We start from the raw sequence: 20,014 nt of genomic DNA, 5'->3' as shown, positions 1-20,014 counted from the left end.
GAGAGCCTACGCCCCGGGGGCGGTGCTCGTCCGGTCCGGCCGGCAGGTCCGGGGCCGCGCGGACCGGGAAGCGGACCCCTTCGGCTGCTTCACCACCTCCGGCCTCCGCACGGATCGCCCACCGGCCCGCCCGACCGCTACTGGTTCTGCGCCCGGCCGCTGCGCCGCCGCTCCGCCGGCCTACGCACCGGGGGCCGCGCCGCTCCGGGGCAGGCCCCCGCCTCCCGGCTCGTCCTCCGGCGCCGGGTCCTCGCGCGGTGGTTCGTCATCGGTTCCCCGGCGCTGGGTGCGCAGGCTGTGGTCCGGCAGCCAGGTCCGCACCACCAGGTCGTCGCCCTCGATGCCGATGTGGACGACCTCCGTGAGATCGGCGTAGAAGAGGTGGAAGGGGTGCGGGGTCTCCGTCTCCTCCGCGTACCGGTGGAGTTCGGGCGGGTCCACGAGCTCCACCGCGCGCCCGGAGATCCGTACGTCCCCGTCCGGCATGGTCTCGCCCTCGCCCGGATTGGTGTGCAGGGCGAAGCGCGGGTCGCGCTGGAGGTCTCTGGCCTTCATCGAGCCGGCCATCATCCCCAGCCACAGCTCGCCGCCCCGGATGTCGACGTTCAGGCCGGTCACCCGCGGGGAGCCGTCCTTGCGCAGGGTGGCCAGGACGTGGTGCGGGTACTGCGCGAAGCGGGCCTGGACGGCCGCCGCGAAGTCCGGTTCCGCCTTCTCGAAGACTGCCCAACTGGTATGCGTCATACGTCCATCAAAGCGCGGGCACCCGCGCACCCCGGTCAGGCGCGCACGATGCCCGCACCGCGTGCCGCCGCCAGCCAGGCCGGGAACTCCCCGACGAGGCGGTCGTACAGTTCGCCGTCCGGCACGGCGCGCGGGTCCGGGCCCGCGTGGAAGTAGCCGGCGTTGTCCACGGGCCGTCGGGCGGGCACGGGCAGCTCGTCCAGCCGGCGCAGGAAGTCGAACTGGGTGCTGCGGGTGTTGCCGAAGCCGACGAACTGCCAGAAGAGCGGCAGCCGGGCCGCCTTGCACAGGTACTTCTCGGCCAGGGGCTTGTTGATCGGCCCGCCGTCGGTCTGGAAGACGACGAGGGCGGGGGCCGTCGCACCGGAGTCGAGGTAGTGGTCGATCACCGCGTCCATCGCCGCGTGATAGGCCGTCTTGCCCATGTGGCCCAGGCGGGAGGCTATCTCGGTGACCCGGCCCTCGTGCCCGGCCAGGGAGATCTCCTCGACCGCGTCGACCTCGGTGGAGAAGAAGACCACCGGCACGCGGCCGTCGTCGTCCAGGTGCGCGGACAGCCCCAGCACGCGGTCGGCGAGGGCCTGCACGCTGCCGTCCTGGTAGTAGGGGCGCATCGACCCGGAGTAGTCCAGGACCAGGTAGACGGCGGCGCGTCCGCCCTCCAGGCCGTACTTGCGCAGGGACACCCCGGCCGTCTTGTAGAGCTTCACGAGGGCCGGAGCCGACTCCTCGACCTTGCGGAGGCTGATGGCGCTGCTCGTCATGGGGTGAGGGTATGCCGAACGCTCCGCGGCCGTGACTGCTCCGGCGGTCGACGCCGGTCGCCCCGTGCGGCCTCCGCTGATCCGACCCGTCCTCGTATGCGACGGCGCGGAGAGCGTCGGGTGCGGTCCTGCGCAACGGCCCGCGTCTGACAGGGGAGTCCGGTGCGATCCGGCCCTGACACCTCGATCCTGTTGCCCGGCCCATGTGATCGAAAACAATGGACGCATGACGACACGTGCCCGTTCCTTCGACGCCGCTGCCGCTTCCTACGCCGCCCACCGCCCCGGCTACCCGCCGGCCCTCTTCGACGCCGTCGAGGAGCTCGCCGGGCGCCCGCTCGCCGGGGCGCGCGTGGCCGACGTGGGCGCGGGCACCGGGATCGCCACCGCCGTGCTGCACGAGCGGGGCGCCGACGTCCTCGCAGTGGAGCCCGGGGACGGGATGGCCGCGCAGCTGCGCCGGGCGCATCCCGGGATCCCGGTCGTACGCGGGGACGGGGACCGGCTTCCGCTGGCCACCGCCGCGTTCGACCTCCTGACCTACGCCCAGGCCTGGCACTGGACCGACCCGGCCCGCTCCGTCCCCGAGGCCCGCCGCGTCCTGCGCCCCGGCGGCGCGCTCGCCCTCTGGTGGAACGACCCGGACCTCACCGTGCCCTGGATCGCCGAGCAGGAGGCCCGGCTGGCGGCGTTCTTCGGGGCGGCCGGCGGGCAGGGCTTCCGTACCCTGCCCCGCGGCTTCGGCGGGTTCACCTCCCGCACCGTGCGCTGGTCCCGGCGCATCCCGCTGGACGCACACCTCGCCAACCTGGCCAGCCACTCCGCCTTCCTGATGCTGGGCGAGGCCGGCACCCGCGACTACTTCGCGGCGGAACGGGAGCTGCTGGCCCCGCTCTTCCCCGACGGCACGGTCGAAGAGAACTACGTGGTCGGACTCCACGTCAGCCGGGTGTGACCGACCGCAGCACCTCCGCCCGGCACGCCGACGGCGTGCCCCAGGCGTCCCGCAGCGGGCGTGCCTTGCGCAGCCACAGCGACAGGTCCAGCTCCTCGGTGTAGCCGACCGCGCCGTGGAGCTGGAGGGCTGTCATGGCCGCCCGGTACGCCGCCTCTCCGCACCGCAGCTTCGCCGCCGCCACGTCGCCGGGGGCGAGCGACAGCGCCGCCGCCCACAGCAGCGGGCGGGCGAACTCCAGGGCCAGGAGGGTGTCGGCCAGCCGGTGCTTGACCGCCTGGAAGGAGCCGACCGGCACCCCGAACTGCGTGCGCTGCCGGACGTATCCGACCGTCCGCTCCAGCAGTGCCTCGCCCACGCCCAGGCACTGGGCCGCCGTCAGCAGCCGGGCCCAGCGCCCGGCCGCCCCGGCCGCGCGCGCCACAGCCGGCCCCGCGGCCAGGAGTGCGCCCCCGGCCGCCGTGGGGCGCGACAGCCGCCGCGCCGGGTCCGTCGACCGCAGGACTTCCCCCGGCGCGGGGGCGGCCAGCCGCAGCTCGCCGGCCGCCGACACGGTGAAGCAGTACGTGGCCGCGTCCGCGTCCAGGGCGTACGGCCCGCCGTCCGGCAGCGTCAGGGTGGCCCAGGCCTCACCCGCGACCAGGCCGGGCAGGAACCGCTCGGCGAGCTTTTCGTCCCCCAGTTCCGACAGCAGCACCGACGCGGCGGCGCTCTCCACCACCGGCCCCGGCATCCCGGCCCGGCCCAGCTCCACGAAGCCCAGCGACAGCTCCGCCGGGAGCAGGCCGGCCCCCTCGTAGGCCTCGGGGGCGGCCAGCGCGAACAGGCCCGTCGCCGCGAGCCGGGAGCGCAGCGCCAGCCCGGGCGCGTACGCGCCGTCCGCCCAGGCCCGTACCGCCGCCGGAACCCGGGCCGAGCCCAGCAGGGAGCGCAGGGTGCGGGCGAAGTCCGACTGCTCGTCGGTCGGCAGGAAGCGCATCAGCGGCGGCCCTTCGGCAGGCCGAGCAGCCGCTCGGCGATGATGTCGCGCTGGATCTCGTTGGTCCCGGCGTAGATCGGCCCGGCCAGCGAGAAGACCCACGGCTCGGCCCACTCCCCGTCCGCGAGCTCGGCGTCCGCACCCAGCAGGTCCAGTGCCGTCTCGTGCAGGGCGATGTCGTACTCCGACCAGAACACCTTGTTCAGGCTGGACTCGGCGCCGACGGCCCCGCCCGCGGCGAATCGGGAGGCGCCGGCCCAGGTGAACAGCTCGTAGGCGCGCGCCCCGACCACCGCGTCGGCCACCCGGTCGCGCAGCGCCGTGTCGGCCGGGTCCCCCTGCGCGCGCCACAGCGCGGCCAGCCGGTCCGCCGCCGCGAGGAACCGGCCGGGGGAGCGCAGGGTCAGCCCGCGTTCGCTGCCGGTGGTGGACATCGCGATCCGCCAGCCCTGCCCGGGCTCCCCGATCACGTCCTCGTCCGGGACGAAGACCTCGTCCAGGAAGAGTTCCGCGAAGGCCGGCTTGCCGTCGAGACGGCCGATCGGCCGCACCGTGACCCCCGGCGCCCGCAGGTCGAACATCAGGTACGTCAGCCCCTGGTGCGGTTTCGGGGTGTCCGGGTCGGTGCGGAAGATGCCGAAGGCCCGGTCCGCGAAGGCCGCCCGCGAGGACCAGGTTTTCTGCCCGGACAGCAGCCAGCCGCCCTCGGTGCGGACCGCACGCGACGTCAGCGAGGCCAGGTCGGAGCCCGACTCCGGCTCCGACCAGGCCTGCGCCCAGACCACCTCGCCGCTCGCCATCGGCGGCAGTACGCGGGCCCGCTGTTCGGCCGTCGCATGGTCGAAGAGCGTCGGCGCGAGGAGGCTGATGCCGTTCTGCGAGACCCGGCCCGGCGCGCCGACCGCCCAGTACTCCTCCTCGAAGACCAACCACTTCACCAGGTCGACGCCCCGGCCGCCGTACTTCTCGGGCCAGGACACCACCGCCCAGCGGTCCGCGTGCAGCCGGGCCTCCCACTCCCGGTGCGCGGCGAAGCCCTCCCGGGTCTCCAGCGAGGGCAGGGGGGAGGCGGGTACGTGGTCGGCCAGCCAGGCGCGTGCTTCGGCCCGGAAGGCCTCCACTCCGGCCGTCTGGGTCAGGTCCATCGGGTGCCCGCCTCCTCGAACGCCACACTTCCCTAACAAGTGTTTGGTAGGTTAACGTACGGCCATGAGCAGCGTCGAGGAGTTCGTATGAACGAGCCCCGGTACACCGCCGGCCACCACTTGCTGCACGGCCGCACCGCCGTCATCACCGCCGCCGCGGGTGCCGGCATCGGCGGGGCCACCGCCCGCCGCTTCCTGGAGGAGGGCGCCCGCATCGTCATCGGAGACGCCCACGTCCGCCGGCTCAAGGAGACCGAGGACGCGCTCACGGCCGAGTTCGGTGCCGGCCGCATCACCTCCCTGCCCTGCGACGTCACCGACGAGGACCAGGTCCGAGCCCTGTTCGCCCACGCCGAACAGGCTCACGGCCGCCTCGACATCGTCGTCAACAACGCCGGGCTCGGCGGCACCGCGGCCCTCGCCGACATGACCGACGAGCAGTGGAACCGCGTCCTCGACGTCACCCTGAACGGCACCTTCCGCTGCACCCGGGCCGCCCTGCGCTCCTTCAGGGCCACCGGCACGGGCGGAGTCGTCGTCAACAACGCCTCCGTCGTCGGCTGGCGCGCCCAGACGGGCCAGGCCCACTACGCCGCGGCCAAGGCCGGGGTCATGGCGCTCACCCGCTGCGCGGCCCTGGAGGCCGCGGAGTTCGGCGTACGCGTCAACGCGGTCGCCCCGAGCCTGGCCATGCACCCGCACCTGGTGAAGGTCACCAGCGGGGAACTCCTGGCCGAACTCACCGCCCGCGAGGCCTTCGGCCGCCACGCCGAGCCCTGGGAGGTCGCCAACGTCATCGTGTTCCTGGCCAGCGGCTACGCGTCGTACATGACGGGCGAGACCGTCTCCGTCAGCAGTCAGCGCGCCTAGGCCGGGTCCGATGGATCGGGGCGAACCGGCTCGCGGCCTCCGCCGCCGCGGGCCGCGGCACGGACGGGGGAGCCCCCGCGGGGGATCGGCGACCGGGGGCGGCGCGGCGCGACCCGGCGCCGGACGCCGCGAGCCCGCCCGGATCCACCGGACACGACCTGGCCCGACAATGGACGCGTGCCAACGAACCAGCCGGAAGCCACGCCCCGAGCCACGCCGCGAGCCAGGCCGGCGGCCAGGAAGAAGCAGCAGGTGACGCCCTCGCCCGAGCGGCGCCGCGAACTCCTCGACACCGCCGCCGAGGTCTTCGCCGCACAGGGCTACGACGCCACCACCGTCCGCAAGATCGCCGACGCCGCCGGGATGCTCGCCGGCAGCCTCTACTACCACTTCGATTCCAAGGAATCGATGCTCGACGAGATCCTCTCCGCCTTCCTGACCGAGCTGTGGGACGGGTACGACGCCGTCCTCGCCGCCGGACTCGGCCCCAGGGAGACCATCGAGGCCCTCGTCACCGAGTCCTTCCGCGAGATCGACCGGCACCGCGCCGCCGTCGCGATCTACCAGAAGGAAGCCCGCACCCTCTCCGCCCAGCCCCGGTTCCACTACCTGTCCGACTCACAGCAGAAGTTCGAGAAGGCCTGGCTGGGGACGCTGGAACGAGGAGTCGCCGCCCAGGTCTTCCGGGCCGACCTCGACATCCGCCTCACCTACCGCTTCGTGCGCGACACGGTGTGGGTGGCGGCGTCCTGGTACCGGCCGGGCGGACAGCACAGCCCCGAAGAGATCGCCCGCCAGTACCTGTCGATGGTCCTGGACGGGATCGCCCTGCGCCCCACCTGACCGGTCCGACCGTCTGAGGAGTCCCGATGCCCGAGGCCTACATAGTCGACGCCGTACGCACCCCCGTCGGGCGGCGCGGCGGGGGCCTGTCCGCCGTCCACCCGGCCGACCTCGGCGCGCACGTCCTCAGGGAGCTCGTCGGACGGTCCGGGGTGGACCCGGCCGCCGTGGAGGACGTGGTCTTCGGCTGCCTCGACACGGTCGGCCCGCAGGCCGGAGACATCGCACGCACCGCGTGGCTCGCCGCCGGCCTGCCCGAGGAGGTGCCCGGGGTCACCGTCGACCGCCAGTGCGGCTCCTCCCAGCAGGCGGTGCACTTCGCCGCTCAGGGCGTGCTCTCCGGCACCCAGGACCTCGTGGTCGCCGGCGGCACCCAGAACATGTCGATGATCCCGATCGCCTTCGCCTCCCGGCAGGCCGCCGAACCCCTCGGCCTCACGGAAGGCCCCTACGCCGGCTCGGAAGGCTGGCGCGCCCGGTACGGCGACGCCCCGGTCAACCAGTTCCACGGCGCGCAGCTGATCGCGCGGAAGTGGGGCATCTCGCGCTCCGACATGGAGGAGTACGCGCTCCGCTCCCACCGGCGGGCCGTGCGGGCCGTCGACGAGGGGCGCTTCGACCGCGAGATCGCACCCTACCGGGACGTGGCCGCGGACGAGGGGCCGCGCAGGGACACCACCCTGGAGAAGATGGCCGCCCTCAAGCCCGTCGTCGAGGGCGGGACCATCACCGCCGCGGTCTCCTCCCAGGTCTCCGACGGCGCCGCCGCCCTGCTGATCGCCTCCGGGCGGGCGCTGCACGAACACGGCCTGCGGCCGCGTGCCCGCATCCACCACCTCTCGGTGCGCGGCGAGGACCCCGTCCGCATGCTCTCCGCGCCCATCCCGGCGACGGCGTACGCGCTGAAGAAGACCGGCATGTCGCTGGCCGACATCGACCTGGTCGAGATCAACGAGGCGTTCGCCCCGGTGGTGCTGGCCTGGCTGAAGGAGACCGGGGCCGACCCGGAGCGCGTCAACGTCAACGGGGGTGCCATCGCCCTGGGCCACCCGCTGGGCGCGACCGGGGTCAGGCTGATGACCACCCTCCTGCACGAACTGGAGCGCACCGGCGGCCGGTTCGGCCTCCAGACCATGTGCGAGGGCGGCGGCCAGGCCAACGTGACGATCATCGAACGGCTGTAGCCGGCCGGCGGTCCACCGCCCCCGCCGACAGCGCGGGGGCACAGGTCACACCGGCCGGTCCGCACACCGGGGCGTACATGTGCTAAATTAAGCGGCGTTGCAGTTGTGGTACCCATGAACTCTATGTGCGCCTGACGGGAATGTTCCTCAGGCGCTTTTATTGTTTTTCCCGGAATCTCCGGATGGGGCCCTTGCCGCCTATTCAGGAGATTCAAAATGGCACTTGGCACCGTGAAGTGGTTCAACTCGGAAAAGGGCTTCGGCTTCATCGAGCAGGACGGCGGCGGCCCGGACGTCTTCGCCCACTACTCGAACATCGCCACCCAGGGCTTCCGTGAGCTCACCGAGGGCCAGCGCGTGTCCTTCGACGTGACGCAGGGCCAGAAGGGCCCCCAGGCGGAGAACATCATCCCCGCCTAATTCCTTCAGCATGCCGGGGTCCGCACCGCGAGGTGCGGGCCCCGGCTTGTCTGCTGTCTCGACCTGTGTTTCACCTGCCGGTTTCAGGAGGGCTTTCTCGCATGACCAGCTCCAGCTCCGCACGTCCCAGCCGCCGCCCCGCCCGGGGACGAGGAGCGGCCCAGGGGCGTCCGAAGGCTGGTGCGGGACGGCAGAAGTCCGCCCCGCCCGCACCCCGGCCCCAGGAATTCACCATGCCCGAGCCGACCGTCCCGGCACTGCCGCCGGTCGCCGCGTTCGAGGACATGGACATGCCCGAGGCGCTGCTGAAGACCCTCGCGGCCCAGGGCGTCACCGAGCCGTTCCCCATCCAGGCGGCGACCCTCCCGAACTCCCTCGCCGGCCGTGACCTACTCGGCCGCGGTCGCACCGGCTCCGGCAAGACCCTCGCCTTCGGCCTGGCGCTGCTGGCCCGTACCGCCGGCCGCCGCGCGGAGCCGAGGGCGCCGCTCGCGATGGTCCTCGTACCGACCCGCGAGCTCGCGCAGCAGGTGACCGACTCCCTGGCTCCGTACGCCACGGCCGTCAACCTGCGCATCGCCACCGTCGTCGGCGGCATGTCGATCAACCGGCAGGCGGGCGCCCTGCGCCGCGGCGCCGAGGTGCTCGTCGCCACCCCCGGCCGCCTGAAGGACCTCATCGACCGCGGCGACGCGGACCTGTCGCAGGTGTCGATCACGGTCCTCGACGAGGCCGACCAGATGACCGACATGGGCTTCATGCCGCAGGTCACCGCGCTGCTCAAGCAGGTCCGGCCCGAGGGCCAGACCATGCTCTTCTCGGCGACCCTCGACAAGAACATCGACAAGCTGGTCAAGATGTTCCTGAGCGACCCGGTCGGCCACTCCGTCGACCCCTCGGCCGGTGCGGTCACCACCATGGAGCACCACGTCCTGTACGTCATGGACGAGACCGACAAGAAGGCCGTGGCGACGCGCATAGCCGCTCGCGACGGCCGGGTGATCATGTTCGTGGACACCAAGCGCGGCGTGGACCGCATGGTCAAGAAGCTCCTGGCGGACGGTGTGCGCGCCTCCGGCCTGCACGGCGGCCGCTCGCAGCCGCAGCGCAACCGCACCCTGGACTGGTTCAAGACGGGCGAGGTCACCGCGCTGATCGCCACCAACGTGGCGGCCCGCGGCATCCACATCGACGACCTCGACCTGGTCGTCAACGTGGACCCGCCCACCGACCACAAGGACTACCTGCACCGCGGCGGCCGCACCGCGCGCGCCGGCGAGTCCGGCAGCGTGGTCACCCTGGTGCTGCCCGACCAGAAGCGGGACATGACCCGGCTCATGTCGGACGCCGGGATCACCCCGCGCACCGCGCAGATCAAGTCCTCCGACGAGGAGCTGGCCCGGCTGACCGGCGCCAAGGAGCCCTCGGGCATCCCGGTGGTGCTGGAGGTACCGCAGCAGCCCGCGCCGAAGGCGCGCAGCGGCTCCGGCTCCGGTTCCGGCTCGCGCCGCCGCTCGGGCGGCCCCCGCACCGGCACCGCTACCGGCGGCGCCCCGGCGGCCGCGGGCCGGGGCCGCCGCTCCGGCGGCGGGTCCGGGCAGGCCCCGGCCGCGTCCGGCTCGGGCCAGGGCCGTCGCGGCGGCCAGGGCGGCTCGGCCGGCGGCTCCGGCGAGCGCGGCCGACGCGGCGCGGCCGGCTCCGGCGCCGGAGCCGGAGCCGCGGCGGCCTCCGCGCGCAGCCGGGTCGGCACCGGCGGCCAGGGCCGCCGCCGCACCGGCTGATCCCCTCCCCGCTCCCTGCACCGACGGGCAGTGCTCCGCGCACTGCCCGTCGGCGCGTCCGCTACCGGACCAGCCTGCTCTGCAGCTGCGCCAGCGTCCGCAGGTCCAGGCCGAGGCCCTGCGTCAGGTAGCCGTAGAAGCTGCCGTAGTCGGCCTCCATCTGCGCCGTCGCCGAGTCCAGGTAGTCCTGGCGGACCTCCTGGAGCGGGATCAGCAGATCCGGGTTCTGCATGAGGCCCGACTGCTTGAGGCCCGCCCGCACTGATGCGTCGTAGGCGGCGCGGAAGGTGTTCGAGGCCAGGTAGTCGCGCTCGGCGGTGTCCTCGGGGACGGCGAGGGCGCGCAGCAGCACGTAACTCATCCAGCCCGTCCGGTCCTTGCCGGACGTGCAGTGGTACAGGACCGGGCCCTGCCGGCCGTCCGCGAGCTCCCGCAGCGTTGCGGCGAACTGCGCCCGGTTCCCGGCGTCCGTCACGAACGTGCGGTAGATGGCGCGCATGTAGGCCTCGGCGCGGCCGCCGCCGAGCATCTGCTCCTGGGTGACCGGGTCCCCGCTGCCGATGGCCCCGACGAGCGTCCCGTAGAGACCGAGGTCGCTGACCGGGCGGGCGGTGGCGGAGAGTCCGGCGGGCAGCCGGTCGGCGCCGTCGTACTGGACCTCCATGGGGATCCGGAAGTCGATGACCTTCGTGAGGCCGAGACCGGAGACGGTGGTGACGTCGGCGTCGGTCAGCTTGCCCAGTGCGTCGGAGCGGTAGACGAGCCCGTGGCGGACCTGGCCGCCGGTCCAGGTGCGGTGGCCGCCGAGGTCGCGGACGTTGACGGCGCCCTGGAGGGTGATCCGGGAGTACGTCTCGGCCCGCTGGTGGTGCCGGGCACCGGACGCGGCTGCGGGCGCCGCCGCCGCATACGCGGCGGACGGCAGGGCGGCGAGGGTGAGGGCGGCGACGGCTGCTGCGGCCGCTCTGCGGATTCTGACACGGCTCATGAAGGCGACTCCTGTGACGCAGAAGGGGGATCACCCTGGTGGTGGCAGGGCGTCGAGCGGGTGCGGTTCGTGCGGTTCGTGCGGTTCGTGCGGGCCGTGCAGACGGTCCAGCACGGAATGGGCCTCGGCCATGAGGCGCGTGACGAGCTCCGCACAGGACGGGAGATCGTCGATCACCCCCGCGACCTGGCCCGATGCCATGACCCCGAGGTCCGTTCGGCCCTCGACCATGGACGCCTTGAGGAGCATCGGAGTGTTCGCGGCGAGCAGCACCTGGCTCCAGGACAGGTCCTTGCCGTGCTTCATCGCCAGGCCGTCGCGGACCATCTGCGGCCAGCTCAGACCGGACTGCTCCCGCAGGGCCGCCGCGTGCCGGACCGCCCGCACCAGCGCCCGGGCACGGCCCGCCCGTTCCAGGGAGTCGACCAGCTCCGTGCGGAGCATGCGGTGCGGGAGCCCGTCGACGGCCCGGGTCACGGTGACGTCCCTGACGGTCGCCTTCAGGTACTCGGCCTTCACCGCGTCCGGGACGGTCGAGTCCGAGGTCAGCAGGAACCGCGTGCCCATCGCGATGCCCGCCGCCCCGTAGGCCAGGGCGGCGACCAGACCGCGGCCGTCGGCAAAGCCGCCCGCCGCGACCACCGGGATGTCCACGGCGTCCACGACCTGCGGCAGCAGCACCGTCGTGGCTACGTCCCCGGTGTGCCCGCCGCCCTCGCCGCCCTGCACGATCACCGCGTCGGCGCCCCAGGCGGCCACCTTCTCGGCATGCCTCCGGGCCCCGATCGAGGGGATGACGACCACCCCGGCGTCCTTCAGCCGCCCGATCAGCTCCTTGGAGGGCGCGAGCGCGAACGAGGCGACCTGCACCCCCTCGTCGACGATCAGCCGGACGCGCTCGGGTGCGTCCCCGGCGTCCGCGCGCAGGTTGACGCCGAAGGGGGTTCCCTCCGGTAGGCGGGACCTGACCTCGCGGATCGCCGACCGCAACTGCTCCGTGGTCATCGTGGCCGAGGCGAGGATGCCCAGGGCGCCGGCGCCCGCCGCGGCCGACACCAGCCGGGGGCCCGCAACCCAGCCCATGCCCGTCTGCACGATGGGGTGCTCCACCCCGACCAGCTTCGTGAACGCCGTTTCCACCGGATCAGCCCCGCACTTCCCGGTCGCGCAGACCCTTCGGATCGATCACCTCGCGGATCAGCCGCAGCTCGTCCCCGGCCGGCTCCCGGGTGTACGGGACCTCCTCGGGCAGTGCCAGCTCGAAGCCGGTCGCGGCCCGGACCTGCTCGACGGTGACCCCGGGGTGCAGGGAGGCCAGCCGCATCGTGCGGCCGGGGCCGGTGAAGTCGAAGACGCCCAGGTCGCTGACCACCCGGGGCAGCCGGTGGAACCGGGTCACCCCGGCCTCGACGGCCCGGTCGTGGCCGACCCCGCTGACCATGTCGACGCGCTCGACGAAAACCCGAGTGGAGTGCTTGGGGATCCAGTAACTCACCGGATTGTTCAGGGTGTTCACGGGTGCGCCGCGTACCCCGAGCAGCTGGCGGGACGGCCGCTCCCAGTCGCCGATGCAGGAGATGTTCTGGTTGCCGAACCGGTCGATCTGGCTCGCGCCCATCATCACGTGCCGCCGGCCGCCGGTGACCAGGGTCAGGTGGCGCCGGTACGGGAGCCAGCCCTCGGGCGTGCCGTCGAGCCCGACGAGCATGGCCTCGCCGTCCGTCAGCAGCAGGTCGGGGGAGAAGGTCCGCTTCGCCAGCCGGGCCCCGAAGGAGGGGATCAAGCCCATCGGGCTGGCGAGCACCTCGCCGTCACCCCGCCAGGCCTCGGCACACGCGATCACGCAGTACTCGGCGCGGGTGACGGTCGTCGTGGTCACTGCTGCTCCTCGTGCCAGGTCCGGACGGCCGACCGGTAGTCGTGCTCGGTCGCCCCGGACAGGAAGCGGGCCGAGAACTCGGTCCAGGGGGTGCTTGCGTAGAGCTTCTGGAAGGCCTCGTCGCGTCCGTAGTCGGGGGCGCAGGAGGTGAAGTGCGCACCGTTGGGGGCCTCGACCACCCCGGTGACGGAGTGCCGGCTGACGAGGAGGGACTGTGCCGGCCCGGCCTTGGCGAGCTCGGCGGTCTCCACGAGCTGCTCGCAGGAGACGTAGGCGGCTTCGGCGGCCTCGCAGAACAGGTCGTCGAAGTACGGATCCGGGCCCAGGTACTGTGCGTTGCCGAGGCGGTCGGCCCGGTTGAGGTGGACCAGGGCGGCGTCCATGCGCAGGGCGGGGACGGCGACGAGCTCCTCGCCGTCGGCGTAGGGCGAGGTCACCGTGCGCAGTTCCGGGTTGACCCGCATCACGTCGGAGCCGAGCCCCGCGCGGACCGGCAGGAAGGGCAGCCGGTTGGCCGCGGCGTGCAGGCCCCACATGAACATGGCCTCGTCGTACTCGGTGAGCACGAAGGCGGCCCGCTCGCGGGCGGCCCGGAAATGCGGCTCCAGGGCGATGGAGTCGAGGGTGGCGAAGGGGGCGACGAGCCGGCGGATCCGGCCCGCGGCCGCCAGCAGGCCGACGTCGGGGCCACCGTAGGCGACCACGGTCAGATCGGTGATCTCGGACCGGAGCAGAGCTCTGACCAGGGCCATGGGCTTGCGCCGGGACCCCCAGCCGCCGATCCCGAGGGTCATTCCGCTGCGCAGCTGCCCGACCACCTCTTCGACGGTCATGGACTTGTCGCTCATGCGCGCTCTTCCTTCCCGAAGGTGTCGCGGACCCGGTCGGCCACCCCGCTGAGGTTGGCCTCGAAGGTGAAGCCCTGTTCGAAGCGGTAGCTGCGGCGCACGTCCACGGGGTCGATGCCGTTGATGGCCGCCTTCGCCAGCCGGATCAGGCAGCCGTCCTTCCTCGCGATCTCGGCGGCCAGTTCCAGGGCGGCGCCGCGCAGCGCCCCGGGCGGGACCACCTTCCAGACCGAGCCGTGGGCGCGCAGTTCCTCGGCGGTGGCGGTGCGCGAGGTGTAGTAGAGGGCGCGCATCAGGTGCTGGGGGACCAGCCGGGCCAGGTGGGTGGCGGCGCCGAGCGCGCCCCGGTCGAGCTCGGGCAGACCGAAGACGGCGTCGTCGGAGGCGATGATCGCGTCGGCGTTGCCGACCAGGCCGATCCCGCCCCCCAGGCAGAAGCCGTGCACGGCCGCGACGACCGGCACCTCGCACTCGTAGACGGCGGCGAACGCCTCGTAGCAGCCGCGGTTGGCGCCGATCAGGGCCGCGTGGCCGGTGGCGCGCTGCAACTCCTTGATGTCGACGCCCGCGTTGAAGCCGCGGCCTTCGGCGGCGAGGACCACGCAGCGGACCTTGGGGTCGCGCCCCGCCGCCCGCAGGGCGTCGGCCAGGTCGTACCAGCCCCGTACGGGCAGTGCGTTGACGGGTGGGAAGTCGACCGTGACCAGTGCGACGCCCTTGTCCGGTCCGGAGGTGGAGACACCCATGAGAGGATCAGCTACCTTTCCACCAAACATTTGTTAGGCAGGGAAGGTAGCAGCCCATGGAGCTCGACGGGAGGGTTGTCGTCGTCACCGGCGGCACCAGGGGCGTCGGCGCCGGCATCGCCCGGTCGTTCCTCGCGGCCGGCGCGCAGGTGGTCGTCTGCGCCCGGCGTCCCCCCGGTGAACCGGTGGCGGCGGACGGCCGCGCGGCGTCCTTCGCCGCGCTCGACCTGCGCGACCCGGCCGCCGTACGGGACTTCTTCGCCACGGTCGCCCGCCGCTACGGGCGCCTGGACTGCCTGGTCAACAACGCGGGTGGGACCCCCTACCGGCTCCTCGGGGAGGGCGACGCCGAGCGCCACGCACGGGTCGTCGAGCTCAACCTCCTCGCCCCCATGACGGCCTCGCTGGCGGCACGCCCCTGGCTCGGGCGGGCCCGGGGCTCGGTGGTGATGATCGGCAGCGTCAGCGGGAGCCGCCCCTCACCGGGCACGGCGGCGTACGGGGCGGCCAAGGCGGGCCTGGAGAACCTCGCCCGGTCCATGGCCGTCGAGTGGGCGCCCGAGATACGGGTGAACTGCCTGGTCCTCGGCATGGTGCGGACCGAACGCGCGCACCTGCACTACGGGGACGAGGCCGGGATCGAAGCCGTCGGCGCGACCGTCCCGCTGGGGCGGCTCGCCGAACCGGCCGACGTGGGCGACGCGGCGGTCTTCCTCGCCTCCGACCGGGCGCGGTACGTGAGCGGAGCGAGCCTGCTGGTGCACGGCGGCGGGGAGCGCCCGGCGTTCCTGGATGCGGCAACTGTCAACAAGGAGAGCTGAGATGGCGGGACTGTGCGAGGGCCGGGTCGTGATCGTGACGGGTGCGGGACGGGGGCTGGGTCGGGCCCATGCGCTGGCCTTCGCCGCGGAAGGGGCGAAAGTCGTCGTCAACGACCTCGGCGTGGGGCTGGACGGGCTGCCCGGGCCGCACAGCCCGGCGGCCCAAGTGGTCCGCGAGATCGAGGAGCTCGGCGGCGAAGCCGTCGCGCACGGCGGGGACATCGCGACGCGGCAGGGCGCGGACTCCCTCGTGGAGGCAGCCCTCGACGCCTTCGGGAGCCTGGACACGCTCGTCAACAACGCCGGTTTCCTGCGGGACCGGATGCTGGTGAACCTGGACGAGGACGACTGGGATGCGGTCGTACGGGTCCACCTGAAGGGCCACTTCCTGCCGTTGCGGGCCGCCGCCGGGTGGTGGCGGGCGGAGGCGAAAGCCGGCCGCCCGGTGGCGGCCCGGGTGGTCAACACCTCCTCCGGGGCCGGGCTGCTGGGCTCCGTCGGCCAGGGCAATTACAGCGCCGCCAAGGCGGGCGTCCTCGGCCTGACCCTGGTCGCCGCCGCCGAGATGGGCCGGTACGGGATCCAGGTCAACGCGATCGCCCCGGCCGCCCGGACGCGCATGACCCAGCGGACCTTCGCACAGACCATGGCCGCCCCCGAGGACGGCGGCTTCGACGCGATGGCCCCCGAGAACGTGTCACCGCTCGTGGTCTGGCTGGGCGCGGACGCATCGGCCGGGGTGACCGGTCGGGTCTTCGAGACCGAGGGCGGACGGATCACGGTCATGGAGGGCTGGCGGCCGGGCCCCGCTGCCGACCGCGGAGCCCGGCGCACCCCCGCGGAGGCGGGCGAGACCGCCCTGAAGCTCCTCGCGCAGGCCCGGCCCCCGCTCCCGGCGTACGGCTCCGGCCGAGGGTAGGGCCTGCCCGCCCCGCCCGCCCCGCCCGCCCGGCGGCCGGCGCTACCGCGCGGACACCGCCCTGCCCATGTCCGCGGACGGCTTCTCCAGGCCCCGCATCTCCAGGGCCGAGTCCATTTCCGCCTGGAGGGGAGGCTCGGTCGCCTCGCCTCGCCTGCGGCGCGGGCGGCCTGGCGGGGGCCCGCCTGCGGAGGCCGGGAACGGAAGCGGGCCCGGCCCCCTGGCGAGGGGTCGGGCCCGAGTCTTCGTTGGTGCGTTGAGGTATGACTACCCGCTGGGCCCACCGGCTGAACCGCCGTCGGGCCATCATGTTGTGCGCGGGGGCCGCGCGGGGGCCGCACGGGGGTCCGCGCGCGGATCGGGCGCGCGGACCGCGTGCGGGGAACCGGGCGGTTCCGTCCGCGCGTCAGGAGAGCTTGCCGCCGTAGTCCGGCAGCTTGACGGTGCGCTCGGCGTGGCCGCCGACGAGGTCGGTGGGGCTGTTGCCGATGTTGGCGATGATCGTGTAGCCGCGCGCCTCGATCTCCGCGCGCTTGGCCGTCTTGTAGGTGCTGACCTCCTCGAAGAGGTCGGGCAGGTCGCGGACGTAGAGCCCCGACACGGGGTAGCCGACGGCCTTGAGGTTGTACTCGGTGAGGGAGTGGATGATGCCGGGGCGGGCCGTGACGAAGAAGACGGCCACGCCGCGCGCGTGGGCGTACTGGGTGAGTGCGCGGACCTTGGTGATCGCCGGCGTCGGGAAGGTCCAGAACCAGTGGAAGTCCGTCTCCAGCGAGGTGTTGTCGATGTCGAGGACGAGGGCCGGCTTTTCCCCGGCGGGCGCGTTCGCGATGCGCTGCTCGATGCCCGGCCGGGCCGCGTCGACGATGGCGGCCACCTCCCGCTGCCAGGCGGTGTAGTCGATGCCGAGGAGCACCGCGTTCCCGCCCGGCGCGGAGGCGTTCACCGATGCGGAGACGGGTGCGGGTGCGGCGGCGGGGGCCGCCTCGGCCGCCGTGGCCGGAACGAGCGTCAGGACGGCGGCCGCCGCGGCGAGGCCGGCGGCGGCGGTACGGGGCGTTCGAATGCGGCGGGACAGGGGCATGTGGGGTGCTCCTCGGTCACGAATTGACATGGACGTGACCAGAGTTGGCGAGAACCGCATCCGTGTCTACTGGCCGGTAGGAAACTTTTCGCGACCGATCGGTGAATGATCAAGCCAGGTCCGCCCGGACCGGCCCCCGGGGGTCGTCGGGACTACGTGTCGCACTCCAGCACCGTGCGGCACAGGCCGCACCGCGCCCGCAGCCGCCCGCGCACCGGCACTCGCACCCGCTGGGCGCACACCGGGCACGGGAAGCTGACGCGCAGTCCGGGGCCGGACCCCTCGCGCTCGAAGCGGTACGCCGACCCGCCGGCCGGGGCGCTCCCCGTGCGCCGTGCCATCGCGTACCGCCGCCGCGCCAGCGGGCCCGCGGCGGCGAGCGGTGCCCGGCGGTGGTCCCGGGCCGCCAGCGCGCTCCCGCGCACGTAGGCCTCGTACGCCTGGGGGCTGGTGAACCACGGGGACGGGTCTTCGCCCAGCAGCGCTGCGCGCTTGGCGAGCACGTAGCCGAACTCCTCCGGCGTCAGGTAGCCGAACCGCTGGTGGGTGAGCGCGTCCTCGCGGTAGGCGTCCAGGAGCAGCCAGCCCGCCCCCAGGTAGGCGGCGGCGGTGTCGGTGAGGATCTCGTTCTCCGCCGGATCGGGGAAGGCGAGTGCCAGCCGGTGCAGCAGCACGTGGGCGACCTCGTGCGACAGGGCGGCCGCCAGGTCCCGCCGGTGAGTGCGGAAGCGGTCGTTGACCTCGATGAAGTACTCCGGGCCCGCGGTCAGTTCCACGGTGGCCGCATCCTCCATCGGTCGGAAGGCGATCACCGTGCGGGCGTCGGGCAGCCGCAGCGCGCGCACCATCGCCGAGGCGATCCGCTGTGCCCCCAGGTGCAGGTCCTCGGAGGCGTCGAAGGCCGCGTCGGCGGGGGAGAAGCTGGTGGCGTAGGCGCGGATCCCGTCGGCCGACAGGTGCCGGTAGAGCGCGGTGATCGAAGCGCGCACGGTCGCCAGGTGCGGAAAACCGTGCTCGATGATCCCGCCCGGACCGCCGTTCTTCTCCATCGGGCCCTCCTTTACCGCAATCCCTGCCGCCCCGGGGGCGGTTGGCCGAAACTACGTTCTTGTTGGCCGCCGCTTTTCTGATGTGTCATGGACTCGTCATTCCCCGATGACACGCACGGCCCAACCCCCCACGAAAGGCAGTGTGTTGACTGTGTCCAGCCTTGTGCGATTCATGAAGCGCACCCTCGCCGTCGGGGCCGTGGCCCTCGCGGCCGTCAGCCTCCAGCCCGGCACCGCCAGCGCCGGCCCGGTACCCGTCGTGGGCGGCACCCGAGCCGCCCAGGGCGAGTTCCCCTTCATGGTGCGCCTCTCCATGGGCTGCGGCGGCGCCCTCTACACCCAGCAGATCGTCCTCACCGCCGCCCACTGCGTGAGCGGTTCCGGCAACAACACCTCCATCACCGCCACCGCCGGAGTCGTCGACCTCAAGAGCTCCAGCGCCATCAAGGTCAAGTCCACCAAGGTCCTGCGCGCCCCCGGCTACAACGGAACCGGCAAGGACTGGGCCCTGATCAAGCTCGCCAAGCCGGTCAACCTGCCCACCCTCAAGATCGCCGAGACCAAGGCCTACGACAACGGCACCTTCACCGTCGCCGGCTGGGGCGCCACCCGCGAGGGCGGCGGCCAGCAGCGCTACCTCATGAAGGCAACCGTGCCCTTCGTCTCCGACGCCGCCTGCAGCGCCGCCTACCGGGACCTCGTCCCCGGTGAGGAGATCTGCGCCGGCTACCTCGGCCAGGGCGGCGTCGACACCTGCCAGGGCGACTCCGGCGGCCCCATGTTCCGCCGCGACGACGCCGGAGCCTGGATCCAGGTCGGCATCGTCAGCTGGGGCATAGGCTGCGCCCGTCCCGACTACCCGGGCGTCTACACCGAGGTCTCCACCTTCGCCGCCCAGATCAAGAGCGCCGCGGCGACCCTGTAGCCCCCACGGGCCCCGCATCGCCCCGTCCTTCCGGCCCGGTGCGAACCGGTCGGGAGGACGGGGCGCACCCCCTTCCGGGCGGCGCACACCGGCCGTCGCGGTCGTCGCGGTCGTCGCGGACGACCGGCGGACGGCCGCAGCCGTCGGCCGGACCGCCCGCGTGAGCCGAGCCGGCCGGACACCGGAGCCCGCGCCGCCGACGACGGGAGGGCCGCCCTGGCGGCGGTCGCAGCATCGGCCCGGCGCCCCGCTGTCCGGCGCCCCGCTGTCCGGCGCCCCGCTGTCCGGCGCCCCGCTGTCCGGCGCCCCGCTGTCCGGCGACCGCGGGCCGGAGCGGGACGGCCGCCGCGTCACCCGGTGCCGCCCGTCCGGCAGCGGCCGGCCACGCATCGTCATCGTCGCCGCCTCCGCCCTCCACGCGTACGTCACGCGGCGCTCCACCGCGGAGCGCCCGGTCTCGCCCTCGAAGACGCGCGCCGGGCCGTCGCGGTTGAAGCCGTTCGGGCAGCAGCTGCCGGAGACCGTCCCGCCGCACCCGCCAGCACCCTGCGGCCACCGCGCGGGCCGTCCCGAGCCTTGAGCCGTCACCGCCGTCCGGCGCCTGCGGCCCGGCCCCTGCCCGACGCCGCCCCGGCCGCCGTCTCACAGGCCGACTACCCCCGCGACCTGCGGCCCCGCGCCACGTATTCTCGGGGACCATGAACACCAGCGACCTCGACAACGGCACGGGCGACCGCCGCGGCGGCACCGCCGACGGCATCGACGAGAGCGTCACCGCCGAACTCGCCCGCCTGCGGGACAGCATCGACAACATCGACGCGGCCGTGGTCCACATGCTCGCCGAACGCTTCAAGTGCACCCAGCAGGTCGGCCACCTCAAGGCCCGCCACCAGCTGCCCCCCGCCGACCCCGGCCGCGAGGCCAGCCAGATCGCCCGGCTCCGCCAGCTCGCCGAGAACGCCAAGCTCGACCCCGCCTTCGCCGAGAAACTCCTCAACTTCATCATCGCCGAGGTCATCCGCCACCACGAGACGATCGCCGCCGGCGAGGAATAGCCACTCGGGGTCCGG

General features: G+C 73.6%; 22 protein-coding genes. 11 read left to right on the top strand and 11 right to left on the bottom strand.

Features of this window, described 5'->3' with window-relative positions:
- Window positions 1-180 precede the first annotated feature (180 nt).
- Window positions 181-744, bottom strand: a complete 564-nt coding sequence (locus tag R4Z63_RS07965; protein ID WP_384451203.1) for a pyridoxamine 5'-phosphate oxidase family protein — start codon at window positions 742-744, stop codon at window positions 181-183.
- Between the two features lie 35 nt (window positions 745-779).
- Window positions 780-1,508, bottom strand: coding sequence for a VWA domain-containing protein (locus tag R4Z63_RS07960; protein WP_384451206.1), 729 nt, complete (start codon window positions 1,506-1,508; stop codon window positions 780-782).
- Window positions 1,509-1,734: 226 nt separating this feature from the next.
- Between R4Z63_RS07960 and R4Z63_RS07955 the strand changes: the two genes are divergently transcribed.
- Window positions 1,735-2,463 carry a class I SAM-dependent methyltransferase gene (locus tag R4Z63_RS07955; RefSeq protein ID WP_037926758.1) on the top strand — a complete coding sequence of 243 codons (729 nt, stop codon included), beginning with the start codon at window positions 1,735-1,737 and terminating at the stop codon, window positions 2,461-2,463.
- Here the strand turns inward: R4Z63_RS07955 and R4Z63_RS07950 are convergent.
- Together R4Z63_RS07950 and R4Z63_RS07945 are read right to left on the bottom strand one after the other, a co-directional pair.
- Complete coding sequence (locus tag R4Z63_RS07950) at window positions 2,450-3,442, bottom strand: acyl-CoA dehydrogenase family protein (RefSeq protein ID WP_384451209.1); 993 nt, start codon at window positions 3,440-3,442, stop codon at window positions 2,450-2,452. The genes R4Z63_RS07955 and R4Z63_RS07950 overlap by 14 nt on opposite strands.
- Entirely contained in the window at window positions 3,442-4,587 is a 1,146-nt protein-coding gene (locus R4Z63_RS07945) for an acyl-CoA dehydrogenase family protein (RefSeq protein WP_384451212.1), read from the bottom strand. Before R4Z63_RS07945 ends, R4Z63_RS07950 begins: the two co-directional genes overlap by 1 nt.
- A gap of 87 nt (window positions 4,588-4,674) precedes the next feature.
- Here R4Z63_RS07945 and R4Z63_RS07940 point away from each other — a divergent pair, with 87 nt between their 5' ends.
- The 5 genes from R4Z63_RS07940 to R4Z63_RS07920 all read left to right on the top strand — a co-directional run bounded on the left by R4Z63_RS07940 (window position 4,675) and on the right by R4Z63_RS07920 (window position 9,685).
- Entirely contained in the window at window positions 4,675-5,457 is a 783-nt protein-coding gene (locus tag R4Z63_RS07940) for an SDR family oxidoreductase (protein ID WP_384451215.1), read from the top strand.
- A 252-nt stretch (window positions 5,458-5,709) separates the two neighbouring features.
- Entirely contained in the window at window positions 5,710-6,300 is a 591-nt protein-coding gene (locus tag R4Z63_RS07935; RefSeq protein ID WP_037926744.1) for a TetR/AcrR family transcriptional regulator, read from the top strand.
- A 26-nt stretch (window positions 6,301-6,326) separates the two neighbouring features.
- Entirely contained in the window at window positions 6,327-7,484 is a 1,158-nt protein-coding gene (locus R4Z63_RS07930; protein ID WP_384451218.1) for an acetyl-CoA C-acetyltransferase, read from the top strand.
- Window positions 7,485-7,700: 216 nt separating this feature from the next.
- The gene (locus tag R4Z63_RS07925; protein ID WP_030028954.1) at window positions 7,701-7,904 is read left to right on the top strand and encodes a cold-shock protein; all 204 of its coding nucleotides are present in this window, start codon (window positions 7,701-7,703) and stop codon (window positions 7,902-7,904) included.
- A 101-nt stretch (window positions 7,905-8,005) separates the two neighbouring features.
- The gene (locus R4Z63_RS07920) at window positions 8,006-9,685 is read left to right on the top strand and encodes a DEAD/DEAH box helicase (RefSeq protein ID WP_491522527.1); all 1,680 of its coding nucleotides are present in this window, start codon (window positions 8,006-8,008) and stop codon (window positions 9,683-9,685) included.
- Window positions 9,686-9,746: 61 nt separating this feature from the next.
- On the opposite strand, the gene R4Z63_RS07915 is transcribed toward R4Z63_RS07920, so the two are convergent.
- Genes R4Z63_RS07915 through R4Z63_RS07895 form a run of 5 tightly spaced genes read right to left on the bottom strand, consistent with a single transcriptional unit; the run spans window position 9,747 to window position 14,146 of the window.
- Window positions 9,747-10,673, bottom strand: a complete 927-nt coding sequence (locus R4Z63_RS07915) for a tyrosine-protein phosphatase (protein ID WP_384456140.1) — start codon at window positions 10,671-10,673, stop codon at window positions 9,747-9,749.
- Between the two features lie 30 nt (window positions 10,674-10,703).
- Window positions 10,704-11,813 carry an NAD(P)H-dependent flavin oxidoreductase gene (locus tag R4Z63_RS07910; RefSeq protein WP_384456137.1) on the bottom strand — a complete coding sequence of 370 codons (1,110 nt, stop codon included), beginning with the start codon at window positions 11,811-11,813 and terminating at the stop codon, window positions 10,704-10,706.
- A 4-nt stretch (window positions 11,814-11,817) separates the two neighbouring features.
- The gene (locus tag R4Z63_RS07905) at window positions 11,818-12,552 is read right to left on the bottom strand and encodes a CoA-transferase subunit beta (RefSeq protein WP_037926736.1); all 735 of its coding nucleotides are present in this window, start codon (window positions 12,550-12,552) and stop codon (window positions 11,818-11,820) included.
- On the bottom strand, window positions 12,549-13,400 hold the full coding sequence (locus tag R4Z63_RS07900; protein WP_037926733.1) for a CoA transferase subunit A: 852 nt from the start codon (window positions 13,398-13,400) through the stop codon (window positions 12,549-12,551). The genes R4Z63_RS07905 and R4Z63_RS07900 overlap by 4 nt, the downstream gene beginning before the upstream one ends.
- The gene (locus tag R4Z63_RS07895) at window positions 13,397-14,146 is read right to left on the bottom strand and encodes an enoyl-CoA hydratase family protein (RefSeq protein WP_037926730.1); all 750 of its coding nucleotides are present in this window, start codon (window positions 14,144-14,146) and stop codon (window positions 13,397-13,399) included. Before R4Z63_RS07895 ends, R4Z63_RS07900 begins: the two co-directional genes overlap by 4 nt.
- 56 nt (window positions 14,147-14,202) lie before the next feature.
- Here R4Z63_RS07895 and R4Z63_RS07890 point away from each other — a divergent pair, with 56 nt between their 5' ends.
- Both R4Z63_RS07890 and R4Z63_RS07885 read left to right on the top strand, forming a co-directional pair.
- Window positions 14,203-14,967: an SDR family oxidoreductase gene (locus tag R4Z63_RS07890; protein ID WP_384456132.1), complete on the top strand. Its 765-nt coding sequence runs from the start codon at window positions 14,203-14,205 to the stop codon at window positions 14,965-14,967.
- Window position 14,968: 1 nt separating this feature from the next.
- Complete coding sequence (locus R4Z63_RS07885; RefSeq protein WP_037926724.1) at window positions 14,969-15,886, top strand: SDR family oxidoreductase; 918 nt, start codon at window positions 14,969-14,971, stop codon at window positions 15,884-15,886.
- 406 nt (window positions 15,887-16,292) lie between these two features.
- On the opposite strand, the gene R4Z63_RS07880 is transcribed toward R4Z63_RS07885, so the two are convergent.
- Together R4Z63_RS07880 and R4Z63_RS07875 are read right to left on the bottom strand one after the other, a co-directional pair.
- On the bottom strand, window positions 16,293-16,970 hold the full coding sequence (locus tag R4Z63_RS07880) for an HAD family acid phosphatase (protein ID WP_384456129.1): 678 nt from the start codon (window positions 16,968-16,970) through the stop codon (window positions 16,293-16,295).
- 152 nt (window positions 16,971-17,122) lie between these two features.
- Entirely contained in the window at window positions 17,123-18,019 is an 897-nt protein-coding gene (locus R4Z63_RS07875; protein WP_384456126.1) for a hypothetical protein, read from the bottom strand.
- A 172-nt stretch (window positions 18,020-18,191) separates the two neighbouring features.
- On the opposite strand from R4Z63_RS07875, the gene R4Z63_RS07870 reads away from it, so the two are divergent.
- The 3 genes from R4Z63_RS07870 (at window position 18,192) to R4Z63_RS07860 (ending at window position 19,999) form a co-directional block, all read left to right on the top strand.
- A complete protein-coding gene (locus tag R4Z63_RS07870; RefSeq protein WP_236647798.1) occupies window positions 18,192-18,944 on the top strand; it encodes a S1 family peptidase in 753 nt (250 codons plus the stop codon).
- Between the two features lie 160 nt (window positions 18,945-19,104).
- Entirely contained in the window at window positions 19,105-19,524 is a 420-nt protein-coding gene (locus R4Z63_RS07865; RefSeq protein WP_384456121.1) for a hypothetical protein, read from the top strand.
- Window positions 19,525-19,642: 118 nt separating this feature from the next.
- The gene (locus R4Z63_RS07860; RefSeq protein ID WP_384456119.1) at window positions 19,643-19,999 is read left to right on the top strand and encodes a chorismate mutase; all 357 of its coding nucleotides are present in this window, start codon (window positions 19,643-19,645) and stop codon (window positions 19,997-19,999) included.
- Window positions 20,000-20,014: the final 15 nt, after the last annotated feature.

Source organism: Streptomyces sp. PL-29, from assembly GCF_058344425.1.
This window is presented reverse-complemented; position numbering and strand designations above follow the sequence as displayed.